The sequence below is a fragment of the Leptospira weilii serovar Ranarum str. ICFT genome, assembly GCF_000332415.1.
GTDB lineage: Bacteria > Spirochaetota > Leptospiria > Leptospirales > Leptospiraceae > Leptospira > Leptospira weilii_A.
In genome coordinates, this window is the sequence record NZ_AOHC02000012.1 from 97922 (window position 1) to 114904 (window position 16983).

At 42.3% G+C, this 16983-nt stretch carries 15 protein-coding genes and 1 pseudogene; 9 read left to right on the plus strand and 7 right to left on the minus strand.

Going from position 1 to position 16983, the window contains the following annotated elements; genetic code table 11:
- Positions 1-92: 92 nt before the first annotated feature.
- Together LEP1GSC060_RS19155 and LEP1GSC060_RS01700 are read left to right on the plus strand one after the other, a co-directional pair.
- A pseudogene (locus tag LEP1GSC060_RS19155) lies at positions 93-273 on the plus strand (hypothetical protein); the annotation flags it as partial.
- A gap of 32 nt (positions 274-305) precedes the next feature.
- Entirely contained in the window at positions 306-566 is a 261-nt protein-coding gene (locus LEP1GSC060_RS01700; protein ID WP_002995161.1) for an RNA recognition motif domain-containing protein, read from the plus strand.
- A gap of 414 nt (positions 567-980) precedes the next feature.
- Here LEP1GSC060_RS01700 and LEP1GSC060_RS01705 read toward each other — a convergent pair whose 3' ends face one another.
- The 4 genes from LEP1GSC060_RS01705 to LEP1GSC060_RS01720 all read right to left on the minus strand — a co-directional run bounded on the left by LEP1GSC060_RS01705 (position 981) and on the right by LEP1GSC060_RS01720 (position 5417).
- Positions 981-1754 carry a type III pantothenate kinase gene (locus LEP1GSC060_RS01705; RefSeq protein WP_002995152.1) on the minus strand — a complete coding sequence of 258 codons (774 nt, stop codon included), beginning with the start codon at positions 1752-1754 and terminating at the stop codon, positions 981-983.
- Position 1755: 1 nt separating this feature from the next.
- Positions 1756-2514 carry a biotin--[acetyl-CoA-carboxylase] ligase gene (locus tag LEP1GSC060_RS01710; RefSeq protein WP_002995174.1) on the minus strand — a complete coding sequence of 253 codons (759 nt, stop codon included), beginning with the start codon at positions 2512-2514 and terminating at the stop codon, positions 1756-1758.
- A gap of 673 nt (positions 2515-3187) precedes the next feature.
- Complete coding sequence (locus LEP1GSC060_RS01715) at positions 3188-4513, minus strand: thiolase family protein (protein WP_002994879.1); 1326 nt, start codon at positions 4511-4513, stop codon at positions 3188-3190.
- A gap of 43 nt (positions 4514-4556) precedes the next feature.
- Positions 4557-5417 (minus strand): acyl-CoA thioesterase, encoded by an 861-nt coding sequence (locus LEP1GSC060_RS01720; protein ID WP_002995459.1) that lies wholly within the window; start codon positions 5415-5417, stop codon positions 4557-4559.
- Between the two features lie 264 nt (positions 5418-5681).
- On the opposite strand from LEP1GSC060_RS01720, the gene LEP1GSC060_RS01725 reads away from it, so the two are divergent.
- From LEP1GSC060_RS01725 to LEP1GSC060_RS01745, 5 genes are all read left to right on the plus strand, one after another.
- Positions 5682-6293, plus strand: coding sequence for a TetR/AcrR family transcriptional regulator (locus tag LEP1GSC060_RS01725; RefSeq protein WP_002995249.1), 612 nt, complete (start codon positions 5682-5684; stop codon positions 6291-6293).
- Positions 6294-6659: 366 nt separating this feature from the next.
- Positions 6660-7055: a peptide-methionine (R)-S-oxide reductase MsrB gene (gene msrB / locus LEP1GSC060_RS01730; RefSeq protein WP_196221622.1), complete on the plus strand. Its 396-nt coding sequence runs from the start codon at positions 6660-6662 to the stop codon at positions 7053-7055.
- Positions 7056-7177: 122 nt separating this feature from the next.
- Positions 7178-8095 (plus strand): esterase/lipase family protein, encoded by a 918-nt coding sequence (locus LEP1GSC060_RS01735; RefSeq protein ID WP_002995210.1) that lies wholly within the window; start codon positions 7178-7180, stop codon positions 8093-8095.
- 404 nt (positions 8096-8499) lie between these two features.
- Entirely contained in the window at positions 8500-9030 is a 531-nt protein-coding gene (locus LEP1GSC060_RS01740; RefSeq protein ID WP_002995474.1) for a rhodanese-like domain-containing protein, read from the plus strand.
- Between the two features lie 447 nt (positions 9031-9477).
- Positions 9478-10410, plus strand: coding sequence for an Rpn family recombination-promoting nuclease/putative transposase (locus LEP1GSC060_RS01745; protein WP_002995201.1), 933 nt, complete (start codon positions 9478-9480; stop codon positions 10408-10410).
- A gap of 200 nt (positions 10411-10610) precedes the next feature.
- Here the strand turns inward: LEP1GSC060_RS01745 and LEP1GSC060_RS01750 are convergent, their stop codons facing one another.
- The 3 genes from LEP1GSC060_RS01750 to LEP1GSC060_RS01760 all read right to left on the minus strand — a co-directional run bounded on the left by LEP1GSC060_RS01750 (position 10611) and on the right by LEP1GSC060_RS01760 (position 15709).
- On the minus strand, positions 10611-11105 hold the full coding sequence (locus LEP1GSC060_RS01750) for a crossover junction endodeoxyribonuclease RuvC (RefSeq protein ID WP_036095187.1): 495 nt from the start codon (positions 11103-11105) through the stop codon (positions 10611-10613).
- A 425-nt stretch (positions 11106-11530) separates the two neighbouring features.
- A complete protein-coding gene (locus LEP1GSC060_RS01755; protein ID WP_002995481.1) occupies positions 11531-12280 on the minus strand; it encodes a YebC/PmpR family DNA-binding transcriptional regulator in 750 nt (249 codons plus the stop codon).
- Between the two features lie 528 nt (positions 12281-12808).
- Positions 12809-15709: a TonB-dependent receptor plug domain-containing protein gene (locus LEP1GSC060_RS01760; RefSeq protein ID WP_002995116.1), complete on the minus strand. Its 2901-nt coding sequence runs from the start codon at positions 15707-15709 to the stop codon at positions 12809-12811.
- Between the two features lie 303 nt (positions 15710-16012).
- Between LEP1GSC060_RS01760 and LEP1GSC060_RS19865 the strand changes: the two genes are divergently transcribed.
- Together LEP1GSC060_RS19865 and LEP1GSC060_RS01770 are read left to right on the plus strand one after the other, a co-directional pair.
- Entirely contained in the window at positions 16013-16315 is a 303-nt protein-coding gene (locus tag LEP1GSC060_RS19865) for a hypothetical protein (RefSeq protein ID WP_155119603.1), read from the plus strand.
- A 108-nt stretch (positions 16316-16423) separates the two neighbouring features.
- On the plus strand, positions 16424-16948 hold the full coding sequence (locus LEP1GSC060_RS01770; protein WP_002995440.1) for a WGR domain-containing protein: 525 nt from the start codon (positions 16424-16426) through the stop codon (positions 16946-16948).
- Positions 16949-16983: the final 35 nt, after the last annotated feature.

Genomic DNA, 16983 nt, shown 5'->3' on the forward strand with positions numbered 1-16983 from the left:
TTTGAGGAAGCTTAAAACCGCCTTTTAAGGAGAATGTCGGTTTCTATTTTATCGCAACTATGAAATTCTTTTTGTGAATCAGCATTACAAAAAATTTAGTATTGCCAAAGAGAATTCCGCCGATATTATGGATAAAGAATTACAGTTATTCATTCGATTTTTTAACTTCTAAACGTAGTCCTATCTTAAAGTTTGCTCTTATTTCTAAGTTCTGCATCTCTAAAATTCTTCTACTTCCGGGTTCCGGAAAACGCTGTTTTTAAATCAAGATAACTTGATCTAATTTACAACCCCACGAGGCAAATATGTCGGTTAATATTTATGTAGGAAATCTTTCTTACGATCTGAACGAAGGAACGTTAGGTGATCTTTTTAGAGTTCACGGCGCCGTTAATTCCGTAAAAATCATCACGGACCAGTATTCCGGAAAATCCAAAGGTTTCGGTTTTGTCGAAATGCCCAATAAGGACGAGGCTGACAAAGCGATCAAGGATTTGGACGGAAAAAACGTTCTTACACGCAACTTGAAAGTAAACGTTGCAAAACCAAAAAACGACAGATTCTAATTTAGAATTGATCCTAAGACCTTTCGCTCTTTCTATAATGGATGTGAAAGTTTTTAGGTCACCCCGAAAGAAATTCAATGAATTTCTCCTTAAGGTTCGCGAAGTGAATTTTGCGGACTTTGTAGGTTTTTAGAAATTCATTGTTTTTAAAACGAATTCGGTTCGTTTCAAAAACCGTTTGAAAGGAAAATTCCTTTTAAGCGGTTTTGAAAGCCGCATTTCCCGATTCCATTACGCTCGACATACGCTTCAAAGTGAAAAAACTTTAGTTTAGGGTGACGCAAGAGTCCCAATGTCTCGTTCTCTATCATAACCAACCCCACAAGTTAAGAAAGGTTTTAGAATTAAGAAACGTCAAAAACGCGCATTTTTCAAGCCGACTTAGAGTAAATTAGTAAAACATAAATCTCTAAATTATGAATTCATTTGGTGTAAGATCTGCAACCCGCGCAAGGTCAACAGAGGATCGATCTTATCGAAAATTCCCGGATGAGAGGCGTCAATGACCGTCACCAAACCTCCGGTTCCGATCACGCGGTAATCCTCGCCTTTTTCTTTTTTAATTTCACGTATGATACCTTCTAAAAGACCGATCCAACCGAAAAAGAATCCGGCTTGAATCGACTCGATCGTGGAATCTCCCAAAATTTTTTCGGGTGATTGAAAAACGATCGGAGGAAGTTGAGAAGTGTTTTTTGTCAAAGCGTCCATCGAAAGTTTCAATCCGGGCGCGATCACTCCTCCGAGATATTCGGGTTTTTCGCTCAAAACACAAAACGTAGTCGCGGTTCCCAAATCGATGATGATGGATTTTCCGGGAAAATCGCTCACACAAGCCGCCGCGTTTACAAGTCGATCGGCTCCGATTTCATAGGGCCTCGGATACGAAATCGAGAAAGGGAGTTTCATTTGGTAATGAACTCGAATCGCCTCGATCTTAAACCAATCTTGGAACATTCTCTCTAAGATCGGATTTAACGTCGGCACAACGCTGGAATAAATCCCGCCTGTGATTTTTTCGTTTTCAATTTTGAATTCTCTTAAAAATCCCCTAAAGAACAATCCGAGTTCGTCGGAGGTCCTGTCCTTTCTGGTTACGGTTCGTCTGTGAAAAAGGGGAACGTTGTTTCCGTTTTCGAAAATTCCGAAAACAGTGTTCGTATTGCCGACGTCGACTACTAAAAGCATTTTAGTTTAGAGAATGGAAGTCCTCCGGACTGTCAATGAAATCCAGGCTCGTTCCGGAAGGTGTTTTTAGAATTAGAGAGCCGTTTTCACCCAGTCCTTCCAATATTCCCGTTTGTAATTTTCCGTTTTCGGTATAACTGACGGATTGTCCCTTCCAGAGCAGGAGTTCGTTTAACAAAATGAGTTCTTTTTTTCTTCCTTCCACGTCTTTCCAAAGTAAAATCGCTTCGTTCAAAAACGGTATCAGCTTTTCCAATATTTCGCTTTTTTTACCGGCTCGATTCGGATTCGTATTTAAAAAACCCGCATCCGGAAGATGAGCGGGAATCGATTCGTTTTTTCCATACAAGTTCAATCCGATCCCTACGATTAAAGTCGCGGACGGACCTTCCACTTCGGACTCTATTAGAATTCCTGCAACCTTTTTGGTTCCTCGATATAAATCGTTCGGCCATTTGATTTTGATTTCCCGAGTGAGTTCCGGATATACGGAAAGTATCGCCTTACAAACGGCGGTGCCTATAAAAAGGGAAAGCCCCGGTCCGCCGTCGAAATTCTCCAGACCGATTTTTCCCGAAAAAATCAAAAACTCATCCCCAAAAACTTCCCAAGTTCGATCCTTTCTTCCCCTTCCCTCGGTTTGTTCTTCCGCGACGATCCAAGTTCCGTGCGGGAACTCCTGACTTTTGATGATTGAATTTGTAGAGGTTACGGAACCCATAAAGATTCCTTTTTCCGGTTGAAGCAATACATTCTGCATGCCCAATTCTATTGTAGGATCTTTGGTTTACGCAAGTAGAAAAAAGATCAAATCGAAATCGTTTTATACGAAATGATAATCAAGTTTAAAACTTTTATCCTTCGCGAATCCTTTCTTTACGCGAATTGGGGACGAATCTTTTTCAGTACAACAAAACTCAAACGATAAAATCAAAGATATTCGCGGATTGGACGCATTCGGATTGAATTAACGGCGGTTTATAAATAGAGAATTTTTATTGAAGAATCAAAAAGTAAAATTGGTTCCGCTCTTTATTACTTAACGTGAGTTCGGCGTATCCAATGCGAAAGCGATTGAAGCGAGATCAACAAATTGAAATGACGAAAGAAAACCGTTTTTCGATCGATCCATCAATTTGTTGATCAGAGCGAAACTAAAAAAACTCAATCTCGCTTCGCGAGATAGGTCCAGCCCAAAAACTGGAGCGGCACCGCTCTCTATGGATCGCAGCGCCGGGGCTGGATTCGCCCAAATTTTCAACCATCGAACTCGCGTTACTAAGAGTACTGACGACTCTTAGTAAGGAACCGCTTTGTGATTGTCGCGGACTTCAAATCAAAAACCCCGATATCAAACCGGGGTTTTTGAATTTCCGTTTTTCTTTTAGAAAAAACGGGGTCGATTTTCACTTTAGAAAAATCTAAAGTTCTAATTAACCTTTGTATCTTTCAATCAACATGGAACCGGCGATCCCGCCGTGAGCACAAGCGGTAATCACCACTTTGTTGGCGGAAGGATCTTCCTTTAAGTCCATGATCGCGTTTGCAATCAAACGGATTCCGGTCGCGCCGAACGGGTGACCGATCGCAATGGATCCGCCGTTCGGATTGATTTTTTTGGCGTCGAAAGATTTTTCCCAATCCCAACCCGTATCCATTTTGATTTGTTCCAGGGCCCCGACCGCGGTCGCCGCAAACGCTTCGTGGATTTCCACGTAATCAATGTCTTGCATTTTAAGACCTACATCGACTAACAACGCTTCGGTGGCGACGGCTTGTCCGATTCCCATATTGTTCGGATGAACACCCTTCATGTGCCATCCGGAAATAACGGCTTCGATCGTCAGTCCCAGTTCTTTCGCTTTTTCTACGGTTGTAACGATCACACCCGCAGCTCCGTCGGAACGAGGACTTGCGTTGAAAATGGAAACCGTAGGTCCGTGGGATTTTTTAAGATCCTTTGCGTATTTCGTTTTAAACTCTTCGAATTTCATTCCGGGATTGTCGAACATAAGCATCGCGCGTCCCATACGAGTCGGGTTTTCCACCAAACCTTCGCGCAGACCCACCGCTTCGTCGATGGTAAGTTCGTTTCCTTCGTCGTCTTTCATCGGGATGATGTAAGGTGCATATCTTCCAGCTTTAGAAGCTTCTAATGCTCTTTTGAAAGATTCGAAAGCGACTTTGTCTTGGACTTCGCGGGAAAGAGCGTAATTCTGCGCTACGATTTCCGCAGTCACTTGCATGCCGTAAGAAGTTTCACCGTCTCCGAGTCCGTCTTCCAGAGTATCTCTCAGTTCAACTCCTTCCGGTAGATTGTCCGGAAGTAGTTTTTTGAGTTTGTCGAGAGATCCCGCTTTTTTGTTCAAACGGGCGCCTTTAACGATAAAAGGCATGGAGGTTTGAGATTCTTCGCCGATCGCGAGAAACACTTCGCCTTCTCCGAGAACGATCCTACGAGCCGCTTCCGCAACCGCTTCCATTCCGGAAACACAATTGTTTGCGACTGTGATACAAGCGATCTCGTCTCTCATTCCGACCAGGTTCGCGATCACTCTTGCGGAGTTAGGCGCGTTGCTGAATCCTTCTCCCACAACTACCCCGTCGATTTGAGACGGTTTCAGTTTGCTTTTAGCGAGAATATCTTCCGCGACTATTTTCCCCAGGTGATGTCCAGGGTAAGGTCCTAACGCTTTCGCGATCTGAGCAAAAGGAGTTCTTCTTGGTGTACAAATTGCCAATGGTTTTGCTAATTTCATTTTCTTTCTCCAAACTTCAAATTTTTAATCATAAATCCTATATTTACTTTCGAGAATATTCAAAATTCTCAACATAATCTCCCACGAGTTTCTGGAACTCTTCGGGCGCCTTTTTCGGTCGGGACTTGGCGAGCGAAACCACCAACTGTTCGTCCTGAACCGCAAAGTATCTTAGGCCGGTTTCCACGTCCGTAACCTCGTGCCTCATATAACTCCGGATCTTTTCAAAAGAATGGATCCAAGTGCTGACTTTGATTTTTTTCCCCGCCGGAACGGGATGAAAAAATCGAAACACTCCGCCCATAAAAAACATCGTGGTATCCATCTCCACAAATCGTTCGAAAGTCAAACCGGTCTCGGTGGAAAAAAACCATCTGGCATCTTCCACGATTCTCCAGAGGTAAGCGGGATTGTACTCTCCGAAAATATTTCTCTCGCTGTAGAGAGTGACCATCTCCGTGTCCACGGTCTTACAAGTTCCTCGAAAATCGGGAATTTGTTGGAACTGATCGAATCCGGTGATTTCCGTTTTTTCATAAGGAAGAAGATCGATCGGACTTCCGCCTTTTTCCGAATACGTTAGGGTTTTGATTTCCGCCGCGGGAGTTCCCACATCCGATAAAATCTTTTGATCCCAAAAAATTTTACCGTCTTGGAGAGGGAAAGCCGTCGTTTCCGTCTTCAGATTGGCTCCTTCCATCTGCTGGGCAAAAAATCGAATCTGAGACTCCAAAGGATGAATCGTTATCCCTTGAGACAAAATCTCCCTTAGAGAAAAGCCGTTCTTTTCCAAGGTCCGAAACCGGCCTTCCAGACAAAAATTCTCGTAAGTCCGGCTGGTCACGTGCCTCTGTGTATCCAGATCGGATATCCGAGTCACGAGTTGAATTTCATCCGCGATCATATCGGCCCTCCGTATTTTTGGAGATTCTGACCCTATTTCGCGACCCGTAGGGAGCGAAATAGCGAAATGAAGCGAAATTGTATTCCCTCACATTTGCCTTTGGGGAGATTCTGACCCTAGTTTAGACGGAGCTAATTTTAGATCAAACAAAAAAACAGAACGTTCGTTCTGTTTTTTTATTCCTCACTTTCAAAGTCATTGACAGAAGTTTTTTCCGATGGGAAAATGAACCTTACACTTTTCTTGGATATACGGCGTTCCGTCATGAAAACTCAACCGCGTAAAAAAAAGGAATCAGGGACCGGCGTTCGGGAAAGAATTTTAGACACGGCCACTTCTCTCTTTTACAAACAGGGTTTTTCCAATACGGGTATGAGACAGATCATCCAGGAATCCAACTCCGTTGCGGCGAGTTTATACGATCATTATCCTTCCAAAAAAGAATTGGGACTTGCCTACCTTGCGCGTCAGGAAGAAAAAACTCTCAGCGATCTTCAAGATTTGATGGATCGTTATCCGGACCTCGGAGAATTTTTGAGAGCCTGGGTGATTCTCAAAGAAAAACAAATCCGTCACGGAGAATTCGTCGGATGTCCTTTTGCAGGTTTTGCGAGTCAGGTTATGGATTCCGATCCCGAATATACGGAATTCTTAAAGGACATCGTCGGTAAATGGACCCGCATGATCGGAGACTATCTTCAAAAGGCGATCGGTTCCGGTCAGCTCAAAAGAAACATGGACATTCAATACGTCGCGAGGAGAATTTTGATGGCCTATCACGGTTCGGTTACGATGTGGAGAATGACTCAGGAACTTCGTTTTATCCGGGAAATGGACGATTCACTCCGAGAAATCGTGGAAGAGTACAGGTACTAGGAGTCAGATATCGGTCGTTGGGAGTCAGAAGACAGGGTTTTAGAAATGAGTTTTCCAAAACAATCTAACTCGCAAAAGTTATAGCTGTGTCATTGGCTTGAAATTTTTAATAACGCAAAAGGAAACTCGGGTCCGCCTGCGCCTTTATGAATCCGCTTGGCGCCAAGGTGAAACCTAAACGCCGACGAAGCCGAACATTCTTGTAAAGCGAAACGGTCGGTTTCCAGTAACTTATCCAAGATTCAAAACGAATCTTCCGTTATGAAAAATAAAATTTTACTCTCGGTTGTCGCCGTTTCCTTGTTCTTTTCGGGTTGTTGTGATACCAACGGAGACTCGGACAAGTTAAACAAAAAAGGAGGAAAGATGAAGTACGAAATCAATAAATCCGATGATGAGTGGAAAAAAGAACTCACTCCCGAACAATATAAAGTTCTAAGACAAAAGGGTACCGAGATGGCTTTTACGGGCGCCCTTTATAAAAATCACGATAAGGGAAACTACGTTTGCGCGGCTTGCGGCACGATTTTATTTTCCTCCGAAACCAAGTACGAATCCGGTTCCGGTTGGCCTTCCTTCTATCAACCCGCAAAAGAGGGTACGGTCGATGAAGAAAAGGACAGCAGTCACGGAATGGTAAGAACCGAAGTTCTCTGCTCGAAGTGCGGCGGACATCTTGGTCACGTGTTCAACGACGGACCTAGACCTACCGGTTTGCGTTATTGTATCAATTCAGCTTCTCTAAAGTTTCAGAAAGAATAGCATCTTCCCTTTTCGAGAACGTTGCAACACCCGGAAATATTCTTACTTTGATTTTTTGATTTTCAAGGAGCGGCAAAGAGGAAAAATCAACCCTACATCCGGACTCAACCGGGAGCAACTTTATGAATGATCACCTCGCCTACGTATCCGACAATCGTTCGGTCCGAAATCCGATTCTTCAATTTTTAGCAGAAAAATGGTATACGATCCTTTGTCTCTGGCACACGATCATCGGAATTTTTATGGAGCTGGAAGATTCTCCCGAAGGTGATAAACGTCCCGTCGTGTTGGTGCCTGGGTTTTTAGGTAGAACTCTTTCTTGGGAAGCGATGCGCAAACATCTTTCCGCAAACGGACATCCGGTTTACGCGGTTCCGCTCGGTTTTCAAGTCGGGAACATCCGAACCAAAAGCAAAATTTTAGAAACATTCCTCATCGAAAAAAATATCAAAGACTGCTACATCGTAGGTCACTCAATGGGCGGTTTGATCGCTTCTGGTCTTACTTACAAAGGAAGAGATCGAGTTAAAAAAATCTTTATCGCGGGAACTCCCGTTCGTGGAACGAATCTCGCATACTTTGCTCCTATGTTTATCTGCTGCTGGCAAATGATGCCGAATTCAAAATACATTCAGGAAGTCGGCGCCGTATTCGAAAAGTTGCCTAATGTTCAATCCGTGTTCACGCAAAAAGATCAGTTCATTCTTCCTTCCGAAAATTCCCGTTTAGGTCATTTTGACGACGTGGAACTTCCCGAAGCCGGTCATTTGAATTTATTTATGGGCCCACTCGGAATCGAATGCCTGTTCGATTTGATCACCGCGGAAGAAAACAAGGATCCAAAACCGATCATTAGAAAAGTAGAATCTTCTAAACTACCGAAAGATGTCGAGATCCCGAAAACTCCCGCCCAATCCCCTGTGCCTACTTCCAAAAAAAAGTCGGCCCCTAAAAAAGATTCGTCCTCTTCAAAATCCTCAAAATCGAAATCGGTTCCTAAGAAAAAGTCGGTTCCGGTAAAGAAAAAGAAAAAAAGATAAACCGAGGCATGAGATAGTCGTATCTCCTATCGCAAGATAAACCGGTATTTTGATCTTTTCAATTCCCGGTTTGCCATCAATGTCCCGAAATTTTTCTCCTTATAAGTGATCGAATATCACCGTATTGATTTCCATTCCTTCTCAGAATTCCATTAAATCGAATTTATAATCGTACCGACTTTTTGCGTCCGTAGATATATTAAAAAGTCGGAATGCGTTTTTGAATAAGGGATGGAAATGGAACGGTTCCTACAAACCGTTTCATAAAAAAAATTGCTTGAAATCGGGTCAAGTCCCCTCGGAATAAAATCAACGGAAAATGATCGACTTGCAAGATTCTTTCGTTCTTGCTTTTTTAGAGAATCGGTTTCGAAAATTTTAAATCACTTTGAGGAGAACGTTTTATGAGAATTCTTTTGATCCTACTACTGAGCGTTTGTATGAGCGGAACCCTAATCGCAAAAGAGAAAACGATGTTCAAAACGAAAAACAAAATCCCGAATCGACTGATCGATTATAAGGGCTTTCAGAAAACCGTAAATTCTTCCTCGGAAGAAAGAGAGGCAAAACGTCTTACGGAAGAAGAATTTCTAAAGATGATTGAAACCGAGAACGTCATTCTTTTGGATGCGCGCAGCGAATCCCGTTACAAACTCAGACATATCCAAGGCGCGATCAGTTTACCGTTTACCGAGTTTACAAAAGAATCCCTTGCAGAAGCGATTCCGAATCTAAATTCCAAAATCCTAATCTACTGTAACAACAACTTTACAGGCAGTCCTCAGGCTTTTGCAGCCAAGGCGCCTGCGGCTTCGTTGAATCTTTCTACCTTTGTTTCCTTGAAAGCGTACGGATATACGAACATCTATGAACTCGGGCCCTTGTTGGATATCAAAACCACAAAACTTCCTTTTGAAGGAACCGAAGTAGAATAAAAATACAAACTTCACGGGAGTTCCCGCGTTTCGAGTGACGCGAAGACTGAAGACTGCCGAGTGAAATTATATATTCGCAAAATGAAAATAATAGAGAGTCGCATAACGGAATATAATTTCAAAAAGAAGGACGGCCTCAAGAGCAAAAAAAAATAAAACGATTCAATCGTTTTCAAAATACGGAATATATTAAATTCAATATATACAAAATAACAAGAGCAAAAGCAGGATAAATAAAGTCATCCCCGGAAAGGCGGTTTGAAAAATAGAAACGTCTAAGAACAAATTCTCGATCCTTGTTGAGTATATAATAAATTTTGAATAAAATATATCCTTAATTTAAAAGAGTTTATTTCGACTCTTTCCGCTTTCTCCACAAACGTAGCCGAACCATTACTCTTAAAAATGGATTTGACGACTTTACTCGGTAGTAATCGACTATAAATCATGCCTGAAGTAAACAACCCACACGATCGATTGATCCGAGAAACCTTACAGGACAAGACGGAAGCAATTCCGTTTTTCAGAAAAACACTTCCTCCGAAAGTAGTCGAACTACTGGACTTGGAAAAGTTGGAACTATCGGAATCCAGTTTGATATCGGAAGAACTCAAGGAAGAGCAGACGGATTTGTTATTTCGGATTCCTCTACAATCCGGAAATCAAGCCAACGTCTACATTTTATTTGAACATAAAAGCTACTTAGACAACGGAATCTACATACAGCTCTTAGGTTATCTCTCCGAAATCTATCGTAACCAACAAAGAAATGGAGAAAGATTATCCGTCGTAATTCCTTTCGTATTCTATCACGGAGAAAAAGAATGGAAACTCGGAGAAAGATTTTTGGATCAGTTCGTCCTAACGGAAGAGGAAAGAAAACACCTGCGAGACTTTGTTCCCGATTTCATGATCGACTTGTTTGATTTGTCCGGATTGGAATTTAAAGAGAAACTGGAGAGTATCACACTTCAGGTAATTTTTGGACTGGTCTACAGGATTAGAGAAGGGGAGGAAGAGTTTCAAAAAGCGCTCCCGGAACTTTTCTCCCTCTTACTTGAGATTGTAGAGGAACCAAAAAAGGTTGCTATCTTAAACAAATTATTGTTGTATATCTATAGTGTGAGGGATTCAAAACCGTCCGTTTTGAAAAAAATGCTTCATTTGTCGAGACTGGAAAGGTATGAGGAGTTGGCTATGACTACGGCGGAAAAATTAATTCAAGAAGGAAAGATCGAAGGAAAGATCGAAGGAAAGATCGAAGACGCTCGCAAGATGTTTGCAAAAGGAATCGATCTAAATACTGTTTTGGAAATTACCGATCTCACCGAGAAGGATCTTCGCAATCACGGAATCGATTTTAGCTCCGTTAAAGGATAAATCCTTTCAAAACCGGTTTCAAGACACGCCGCCGAAGCGAAAAGTCTTGGCCGAAAGCAAAACCTGGAGCAAACGATCATAATGTTGCGATCCGTTCCGAACCGCATTGAGCCTTGAAAATCCCGCAACTCACGATGTCATAATTTAAGAAACGGGAATATACTAAAAGCCTAAAGTATATTCCATTTGAAATGGAATTCCTAATTTCGAATCCGCAACAAAGGACTGGAACTCATCGAAAGTCCGACGTAGGCCGCCGCAACCGCATCCCAGGAGTCGTCGTGTCCCGCAAGCAAGTCCACACCCAACAGAAGTTTCAAAGCCTGACGGATCTGTTTTTTGTCGGCGGTTCCGCTTCCCGTAGTTCCTTTTTTAATCTGAGAAACCGTAGGTTCTAAAATTTGAATATTCATTTCTGCTAATGTAATCAAAAGAACGCCCCTGGACTCGAATACTCGAGAAGCCGTTTTTTTATTCTTGGCAAAAAACATTTCCTCGACCGAAGCGACGGAAGGTTTGAATGTTTCCAAAATTTCAGTAAGCCCTTTTCGTAAAATCAAAAGATTTTCCGGACTCGGAGTTCCGGAAGGAACCTCGACGGTTCCATACGTTAAGATTTGAATCTTAGACGAGGCCTTTTCCAAAACCGCATATCCGGCACGATGCGAACCCGGATCGATTCCGATGATCCTCAAAGAGTGAACGTTTTTTTTTAACATAAGAGAACTTCTATAAAATGAATTTTAAATTTACGACGGTCATAAAACCGCGAACTTCACGCGGAAACCGGATCGTTATCCCCGAGTTATACGGCATAACCAACCCCACAAGTATTTGGATCCGAAGAAAATCTGTCGGAATTACGACAAATCTTCTGTGAAACTTACGCCCCACAACGCGCCCCATAGGAACCGTTGTGCTTTAGTTTCTCCAACGCGCCCGCGTTGTATCGAGTTTCCCCTGATTTTGGGTGGGAGGTGAGAAGGCTCGTGAGGCTTTTCTCTATCAGAAAATCATACTTTTTGCAAGTAAAAAGTCTCATTCTTGTCGGAGCTCTTGCAAAGTTGAAAATTCATTCCCGCAATGATTCGAGGTTGCGGGAAGACAAGTTTCCGAAAAATCACTCAAATTCTTTTTCGAGCGAAGCCGCCAATTCGAAGTTGGAAGTGACCGAAGTAACGTCGTCGTGCCCGTCAAGCTGGTCGATCAACTTCATTACCTTTTCTGCAACTTCTTTGTCCGCAATTTCGGAACTCACCAAAGCAATATAACGAATTTCCGATTCTTCCGATTTGAGTCCCTTTTCGTTTAACGCGTGTAAAACGGTTTCGTAATCGTCCGGAGAAGTGATAACTCGATAAACTTCGCCCTCGTTGATTACGTCCTCCGCGCCGGCGCCGGCTGCGATGTCCACGAGTTCGTCTTCTCCGATCTGAGAAGATTCCAAAACGATCACTCCCTTTTTTTCAAAGAGCCGACTTACGGAACCCGACGTCGCCAAAGATCCACCTAGTTTCGTAAGAATACTTTTGATCTCCGGAGTGGTTCTCGATTTTTTATCGGTCACCGCGGAAACCATAATCGCAATTCCGCCCGGCCCGAAACATTCATAGAGACATTCTTCGTAAGTGACCCCTTCTAATTCTCCGGTTCCTTTTTTGATCGCCCTTTCGATATTATCTTTGGGCATGTTCACCGATTTGGCTTTCAGAATCGCAAGTCTGAGCCTCGGATTTCCTTCCGGTTCTCCTCCGCCCATCTTTGCGGCTACCGTGATCTCTTTTCCCACTCTCGTAAAAATGGCTCCACGTTTGGAATCGATCGCGTCTTTCTTACGTTTGATCGTAGCCCATTTGGAATGTCCGGACATGATTGTTATCCCTTACTTTTGATGATTGAATCGAACAAAGTTGATTCTAAGATTGATCCTTTCCAGAAATCAAAAAAAAGACATTCTGTCCATCCTTTTCGGAAGGAATAGATCGCAAAGTTAAAGGTTAGAATTAGAACCGATTCAAAATCGCAACGGTTCTCAAAATCGAATTTCGGATTCGCAAAAAGAATCTCTAAAACTCAAGATCGGCAAAAGAATCCGAAAAAGTTCGGGCGCTCCTGCGCCTTTACCGATCGCAAAACAAAGATTCAATGAGAAAAGGCGCAGGCCGGGCTTGTTCCGCGCTCCGGCGTGCGCAGCAGTCGTCTCTAACGAGACGACTGCTGCGCACGCTCCACATCCCTAGCGCATAGTATATTAGAATAATATTTTATTTTAAACATATTTGCGAATTCCATGATGGATCTTTGAAAAATCGATTCTCCATCCGTTTCATTGAAATGGACGATCGGGGCGGTTTTGTTAAACCCCACTATCGAATTTTTCAACAACTCCAATATTTTTCTAAAACTTAATCTGCATCCCGATACTGATGAGAGGATAATATTTCACTTGTCCGCCGATCGCGGTCGACTCGATATAATTGGAGTTATAAACCGGAGCGGGATTGCTCGGAGTGGTCATTCCCGTCAAAGGATTGGTAACGGCGTCCCTGGAATAAGGACCGAAATTATTGAACGTCTGACTGATCTGATTTCTATTTCCGAAAAAATTGATCAACTCCACGTAAGTGTTCACATAACCCCATTGGTAGTTCATAAAACGATCGATCCGAATATCCAATTGATGAAAGTCCGGCCATCTTCCGGAATTATAATATTCGGAATACGTTGGATTGTAAAGATTGATTCCGGTGGACGCAACCGCCGAAGCCTTGGAAGAATCCACGATAGGCGTCATCGGAACGTTCGTGAGATATGTATATTTACTACCGAGCTGCCAACTCTGACCGAACTTCAACGCAAAAACCACGTTTAGGATATGAGTTCTATCGTAGTCGTATAACAGCAGTTTGTCGTTGTCCACAAGGAGTTCGTATTTCCCGTCGTCGTAGTAGTTGAGATAATTTCCGCCTTCGTGAATCTGATACTGAAGTTTATGACCCCTATTGTCTCGGGCCCTTTGGTTTTCTTCGTCGTCCGTAAGTTGAGGTTGGTGATTGTTTCTTTTTGAAATGGAATTGGTATAGGAAATCCAACCGAAAAATCTGCGAGCGGAACCTTGATTGGCCTTCAAAAAAAACTCAACCCCTCTGGAATATCCGTCCCTTGAGTTGGAATAATTCATGTTTCTTACGATCAGAGGATTTTCTTGAACGTCGTCCGGATGATTGACGATGTCTCGTTTTTCGTTGTTAGGTTGATACGGATCTTGAACATACGAGTCAGGAGTTACAAGATTGGAATATTGATTGTGAAAACCTTCCACCTTGATCAGATAATCCGAAGAAACTCTCTGTTCGATTCCACCGGAAGAATGAATCGAATGTTCCATCTTTAAATTTGGATTTCCGGATCGGGAAGAAAACTGTTCGATCTGAAGCGGAGCGTTGTAGTGTTCCCCCGTTCCCGCTAAGAACTTGGTTCCGGTTTTTAAAATCTCATATTCCGCTCTTCCTCGGAACGCGTCCTTTTTTTCGTGGACCTTATCGTAATAGTCGTGTCTGTATCCCGGAAGAACGCTAAAACCTCCGATCTTAAATTCCATTTCCGCAAAACCCGCAATCTCTCTGGTATGAATGGAATCCCCTTCGATCAAAGCGCGAAATTGACGATTGGAATCCAGCAAGTCGTTGAAAAAATCGAGAAAGGTTGCGTTGGAAGATTTGATGTCTTCGCCCTGAAGTTGAATCGCCTTATCCCTGAGTTGTCCTCCGAAACGGAACGTTAGATACCTTTCAATCAAATTGATTCTTGTATTGTTTTCAACGAAGTTGACGTTTTGAGTCGTAACGTTCTGAAGTTCGAAAATCCGTTCCGCGGTCAGAGGATTTTTGAAATCCACTTCGAAAAATTCCTTAAAGTAATTATTGGAAACGGATACGGAAGTTTCCAACCAGGATTTGTTATTGTAAGTATATCGAAACCCGCTCGTTCTAAACAATCGATCCAAGCCGACCGGAGGACGACCCGAAGCGGCTTCTTGCAAAGTCGAAAGTCCGAGGAATTCCTTTTTGCTGTTTTCAAAATCGTCCTGGGCCTTCGTATATTTCTGCTTATCTTTGGCTCCGAACAACAGAACGTTAAACGTATGATTGTTTCCGGGTTTCCAGTTGAACTTGGCCTGATAATCTTCGTAGTCCGCGTATTTGGCGTCCCGAGGAATTCCGTCCGGATATAATTTTAAAAGAGCGACGTTCGGATAAGACTTTCTCGCGGAAACGATCGCATATAAATTTTCGGCGATTTTGTTTTGATGATAAACGTCGGAAAGAAACGTATTCAGATTCGTAACGGAGAAAGTTTTGGCGACCGCATCCGGAGTTCGAATGTCGATGATTCCTCCCGTTGCGAATCCGAACTGTACGGGAAACGACCCGGAATAAACGTTAAAAGACTTTATAATATTATTATTTAATACGGAAGATTGATCGCCCAAGTGATAGGGATAGGACATCGGAAAACCGTCGAGGTAATAACCGTTTGCGAGAGCCCCTCCTCCGCGCATGACCAAAAATCCGCGTTCGCTGTTGGAATACGGATTGGAGTTTCCCACGCTGTTCACCAAATTGTTAAACGAAGAGGAGGAAAGACCGATCGGAGGAACGGCGGCGATTCCCGGAAGGGTTTGAATCGCCTTGAGTGCGTCGTTCTGAGCCCCGGGTAATCTTTGGATCTCCTCTTGATGAAGAGTATATCTGGAAAGAGATTCCAAATCCTTTTCACCGTAAACGTTGATTTCTCCGGGAACGGGTTTACGCACAAAAAGAAATTTTTTCTGGCCGTCGTGTTCCACGGTTACGGTCTTTTTAAAAACTTTTTCCGAAGTCATGATTCTCAAGTTGTAAGTACCGGGAGAAGGAAAGACAACTTTTACGGAACCTTCTCCGTTTGTAATGAGATACTTTCCGATTTCTTGAAATACGATCGGAGTGTTGGAGACGGCGTTGTTCCCCGTTTCGTCCGTGACGAGGATTTCGACTTGGATGGGTTTCTGCGCGAACAAAGGCGAATGGTAAAGTAGGATTCCGGCGACCAAAAGACCGTTCCGGAATCGAGTAATCGGAAAGGAAAACCGATAATAACGTATATTAAAAATACGTGTTTTCCTAATAAAAGCAATTTGAAACCGTAAGATTTTTTTTTCGAGATAAGTTATAGAAAAAATAAAACGGACGAAATAGAAGCGAACCGAATCTATTTCGTTCCTCCATTTTCTAAGAAGGAATTCGTTATATTTTTTCATATTCGTTCCGGAAATTTCAAAAAATTGAGAAGGGTTCCTTTTTCAATCCATAAATTTTTTCGATCCGCTTTGAATCGGTTTTTAAATACGAAAGATCCGAACGACTCTCAAATTTTATAACCCTTCCCATTTATCCCCAACAAATCCCCATCATTTTATAAAGTGCAAAAATATTAACGCAAAAAAATTTGATCCGATGACTGCCTATCTATTATTTATCCTATAATTTCTAGATCCTTTCAAACACGATAACTTACGAAAAGATCGGAACGGATGGCGTGAAACGGATGTCCGGAGATGACTTTGAAAAAACGAGACTTCCTTGTATTTGTTTTTATTTCTCTTTTAATCTTAGGAAATGAGAGGATTCGCTCGATGACAAAGTCGGAATTAGGAAAGGAAAAAGAGACACCTCGCGGAGGTATCATTCGTTGTGGAACCGACTTTTGTCTTGAGTTGACTTTTACCGCCTCGAAGTTAAATATTTATTTACTCGAAGTAGATGAAACGATTTTTATGCGCAGCCTTTTTCGGGCAGAATTAAATATTCCAGGGACAACGCGGGAATTTTTATTTACCATTGACGATCTTGGTTATCAGCGATGAAGAATCTAAAAAGTTCTTCTTCGAAAAAATTTCAGACATCGGAAAACAAATCGAAAATTTAAGTTCAACATACCTCACAAAGTAAAAATTAGAATAAGGAAACCAACCATGAAACACCACCTAACATATCAAGACAAAACCTCCAATAAATTCTGGCAAGCGGAGTGTTTTGGAAATACGTTAGTTATAACCGAAGGTCAAGTCGGGTTGAATCGAAAGATTGAAATAAAAACGTTCTCTCATGAAAAAGAAACTTCTGCGGAAGTTGAAACGTTATGGAATGAAAAGTTAAAGGAAGGATATAAAAAACCATCCGGACTCTCCGAATCCGAAGAAGATGAACTATTCCGAAGAATTAAAAAAGAATCGGATTTTCACAATCGAGTTGAGATCGCAGAATCCGGGCTTTCCGAGATCAGCGATAAAAACCGGAAAAAACTTTTAAAACAATTAATTGAAGACTGCGATTGTGTATTGATGGGTCTTGGAACCGCCGATGGAGACGAGTATGACGGAGAAGATGAGTTCTATCCGGAAATGATTCAAGAAGAGACTGGATTATCACCCGTTGAGGCGCGAAACGTATACAATCTGAAATTTTCCGAATACAAATCACAATTAAAATCTTCGTAGATCAACAATTTTTAAAATGATCTAAATCACTCAAA

What these genes read in the sequence shown, in the direction of transcription:
- LEP1GSC060_RS01770 (WP_002995440.1), top strand. Translation starts at nt 16,424, where the DNA reads ATGAAACACCACCTAACATATCAAGACAAAACCTCCAATAAATTCTGG.
- LEP1GSC060_RS01710 (WP_002995174.1), bottom strand. Translation starts at nt 2,514, where the DNA reads ATGCAGAATGTATTGCTTCAACCGGAAAAAGGAATCTTTATGGGTTCC.
- LEP1GSC060_RS01755 (WP_002995481.1), bottom strand. Translation starts at nt 12,280, where the DNA reads ATGTCCGGACATTCCAAATGGGCTACGATCAAACGTAAGAAAGACGCG.
- LEP1GSC060_RS01745 (WP_002995201.1), top strand. Translation starts at nt 9,478, where the DNA reads ATGCCTGAAGTAAACAACCCACACGATCGATTGATCCGAGAAACCTTA.
- LEP1GSC060_RS01735 (WP_002995210.1), top strand. Translation starts at nt 7,178, where the DNA reads ATGAATGATCACCTCGCCTACGTATCCGACAATCGTTCGGTCCGAAAT.
- LEP1GSC060_RS01740 (WP_002995474.1), top strand. Translation starts at nt 8,500, where the DNA reads ATGAGAATTCTTTTGATCCTACTACTGAGCGTTTGTATGAGCGGAACC.
- msrB (WP_196221622.1), top strand. Translation starts at nt 6,660, where the DNA reads ATGAAGTACGAAATCAATAAATCCGATGATGAGTGGAAAAAAGAACTC.
- LEP1GSC060_RS01760 (WP_002995116.1), bottom strand. Translation starts at nt 15,709, where the DNA reads ATGAAAAAATATAACGAATTCCTTCTTAGAAAATGGAGGAACGAAATA.
- LEP1GSC060_RS01700 (WP_002995161.1), top strand. Translation starts at nt 306, where the DNA reads ATGTCGGTTAATATTTATGTAGGAAATCTTTCTTACGATCTGAACGAA.
- LEP1GSC060_RS01725 (WP_002995249.1), top strand. Translation starts at nt 5,682, where the DNA reads ATGAAAACTCAACCGCGTAAAAAAAAGGAATCAGGGACCGGCGTTCGG.
- LEP1GSC060_RS01705 (WP_002995152.1), bottom strand. Translation starts at nt 1,754, where the DNA reads ATGCTTTTAGTAGTCGACGTCGGCAATACGAACACTGTTTTCGGAATT.
- LEP1GSC060_RS01715 (WP_002994879.1), bottom strand. Translation starts at nt 4,513, where the DNA reads ATGAAATTAGCAAAACCATTGGCAATTTGTACACCAAGAAGAACTCCT.
- LEP1GSC060_RS01720 (WP_002995459.1), bottom strand. Translation starts at nt 5,417, where the DNA reads ATGATCGCGGATGAAATTCAACTCGTGACTCGGATATCCGATCTGGAT.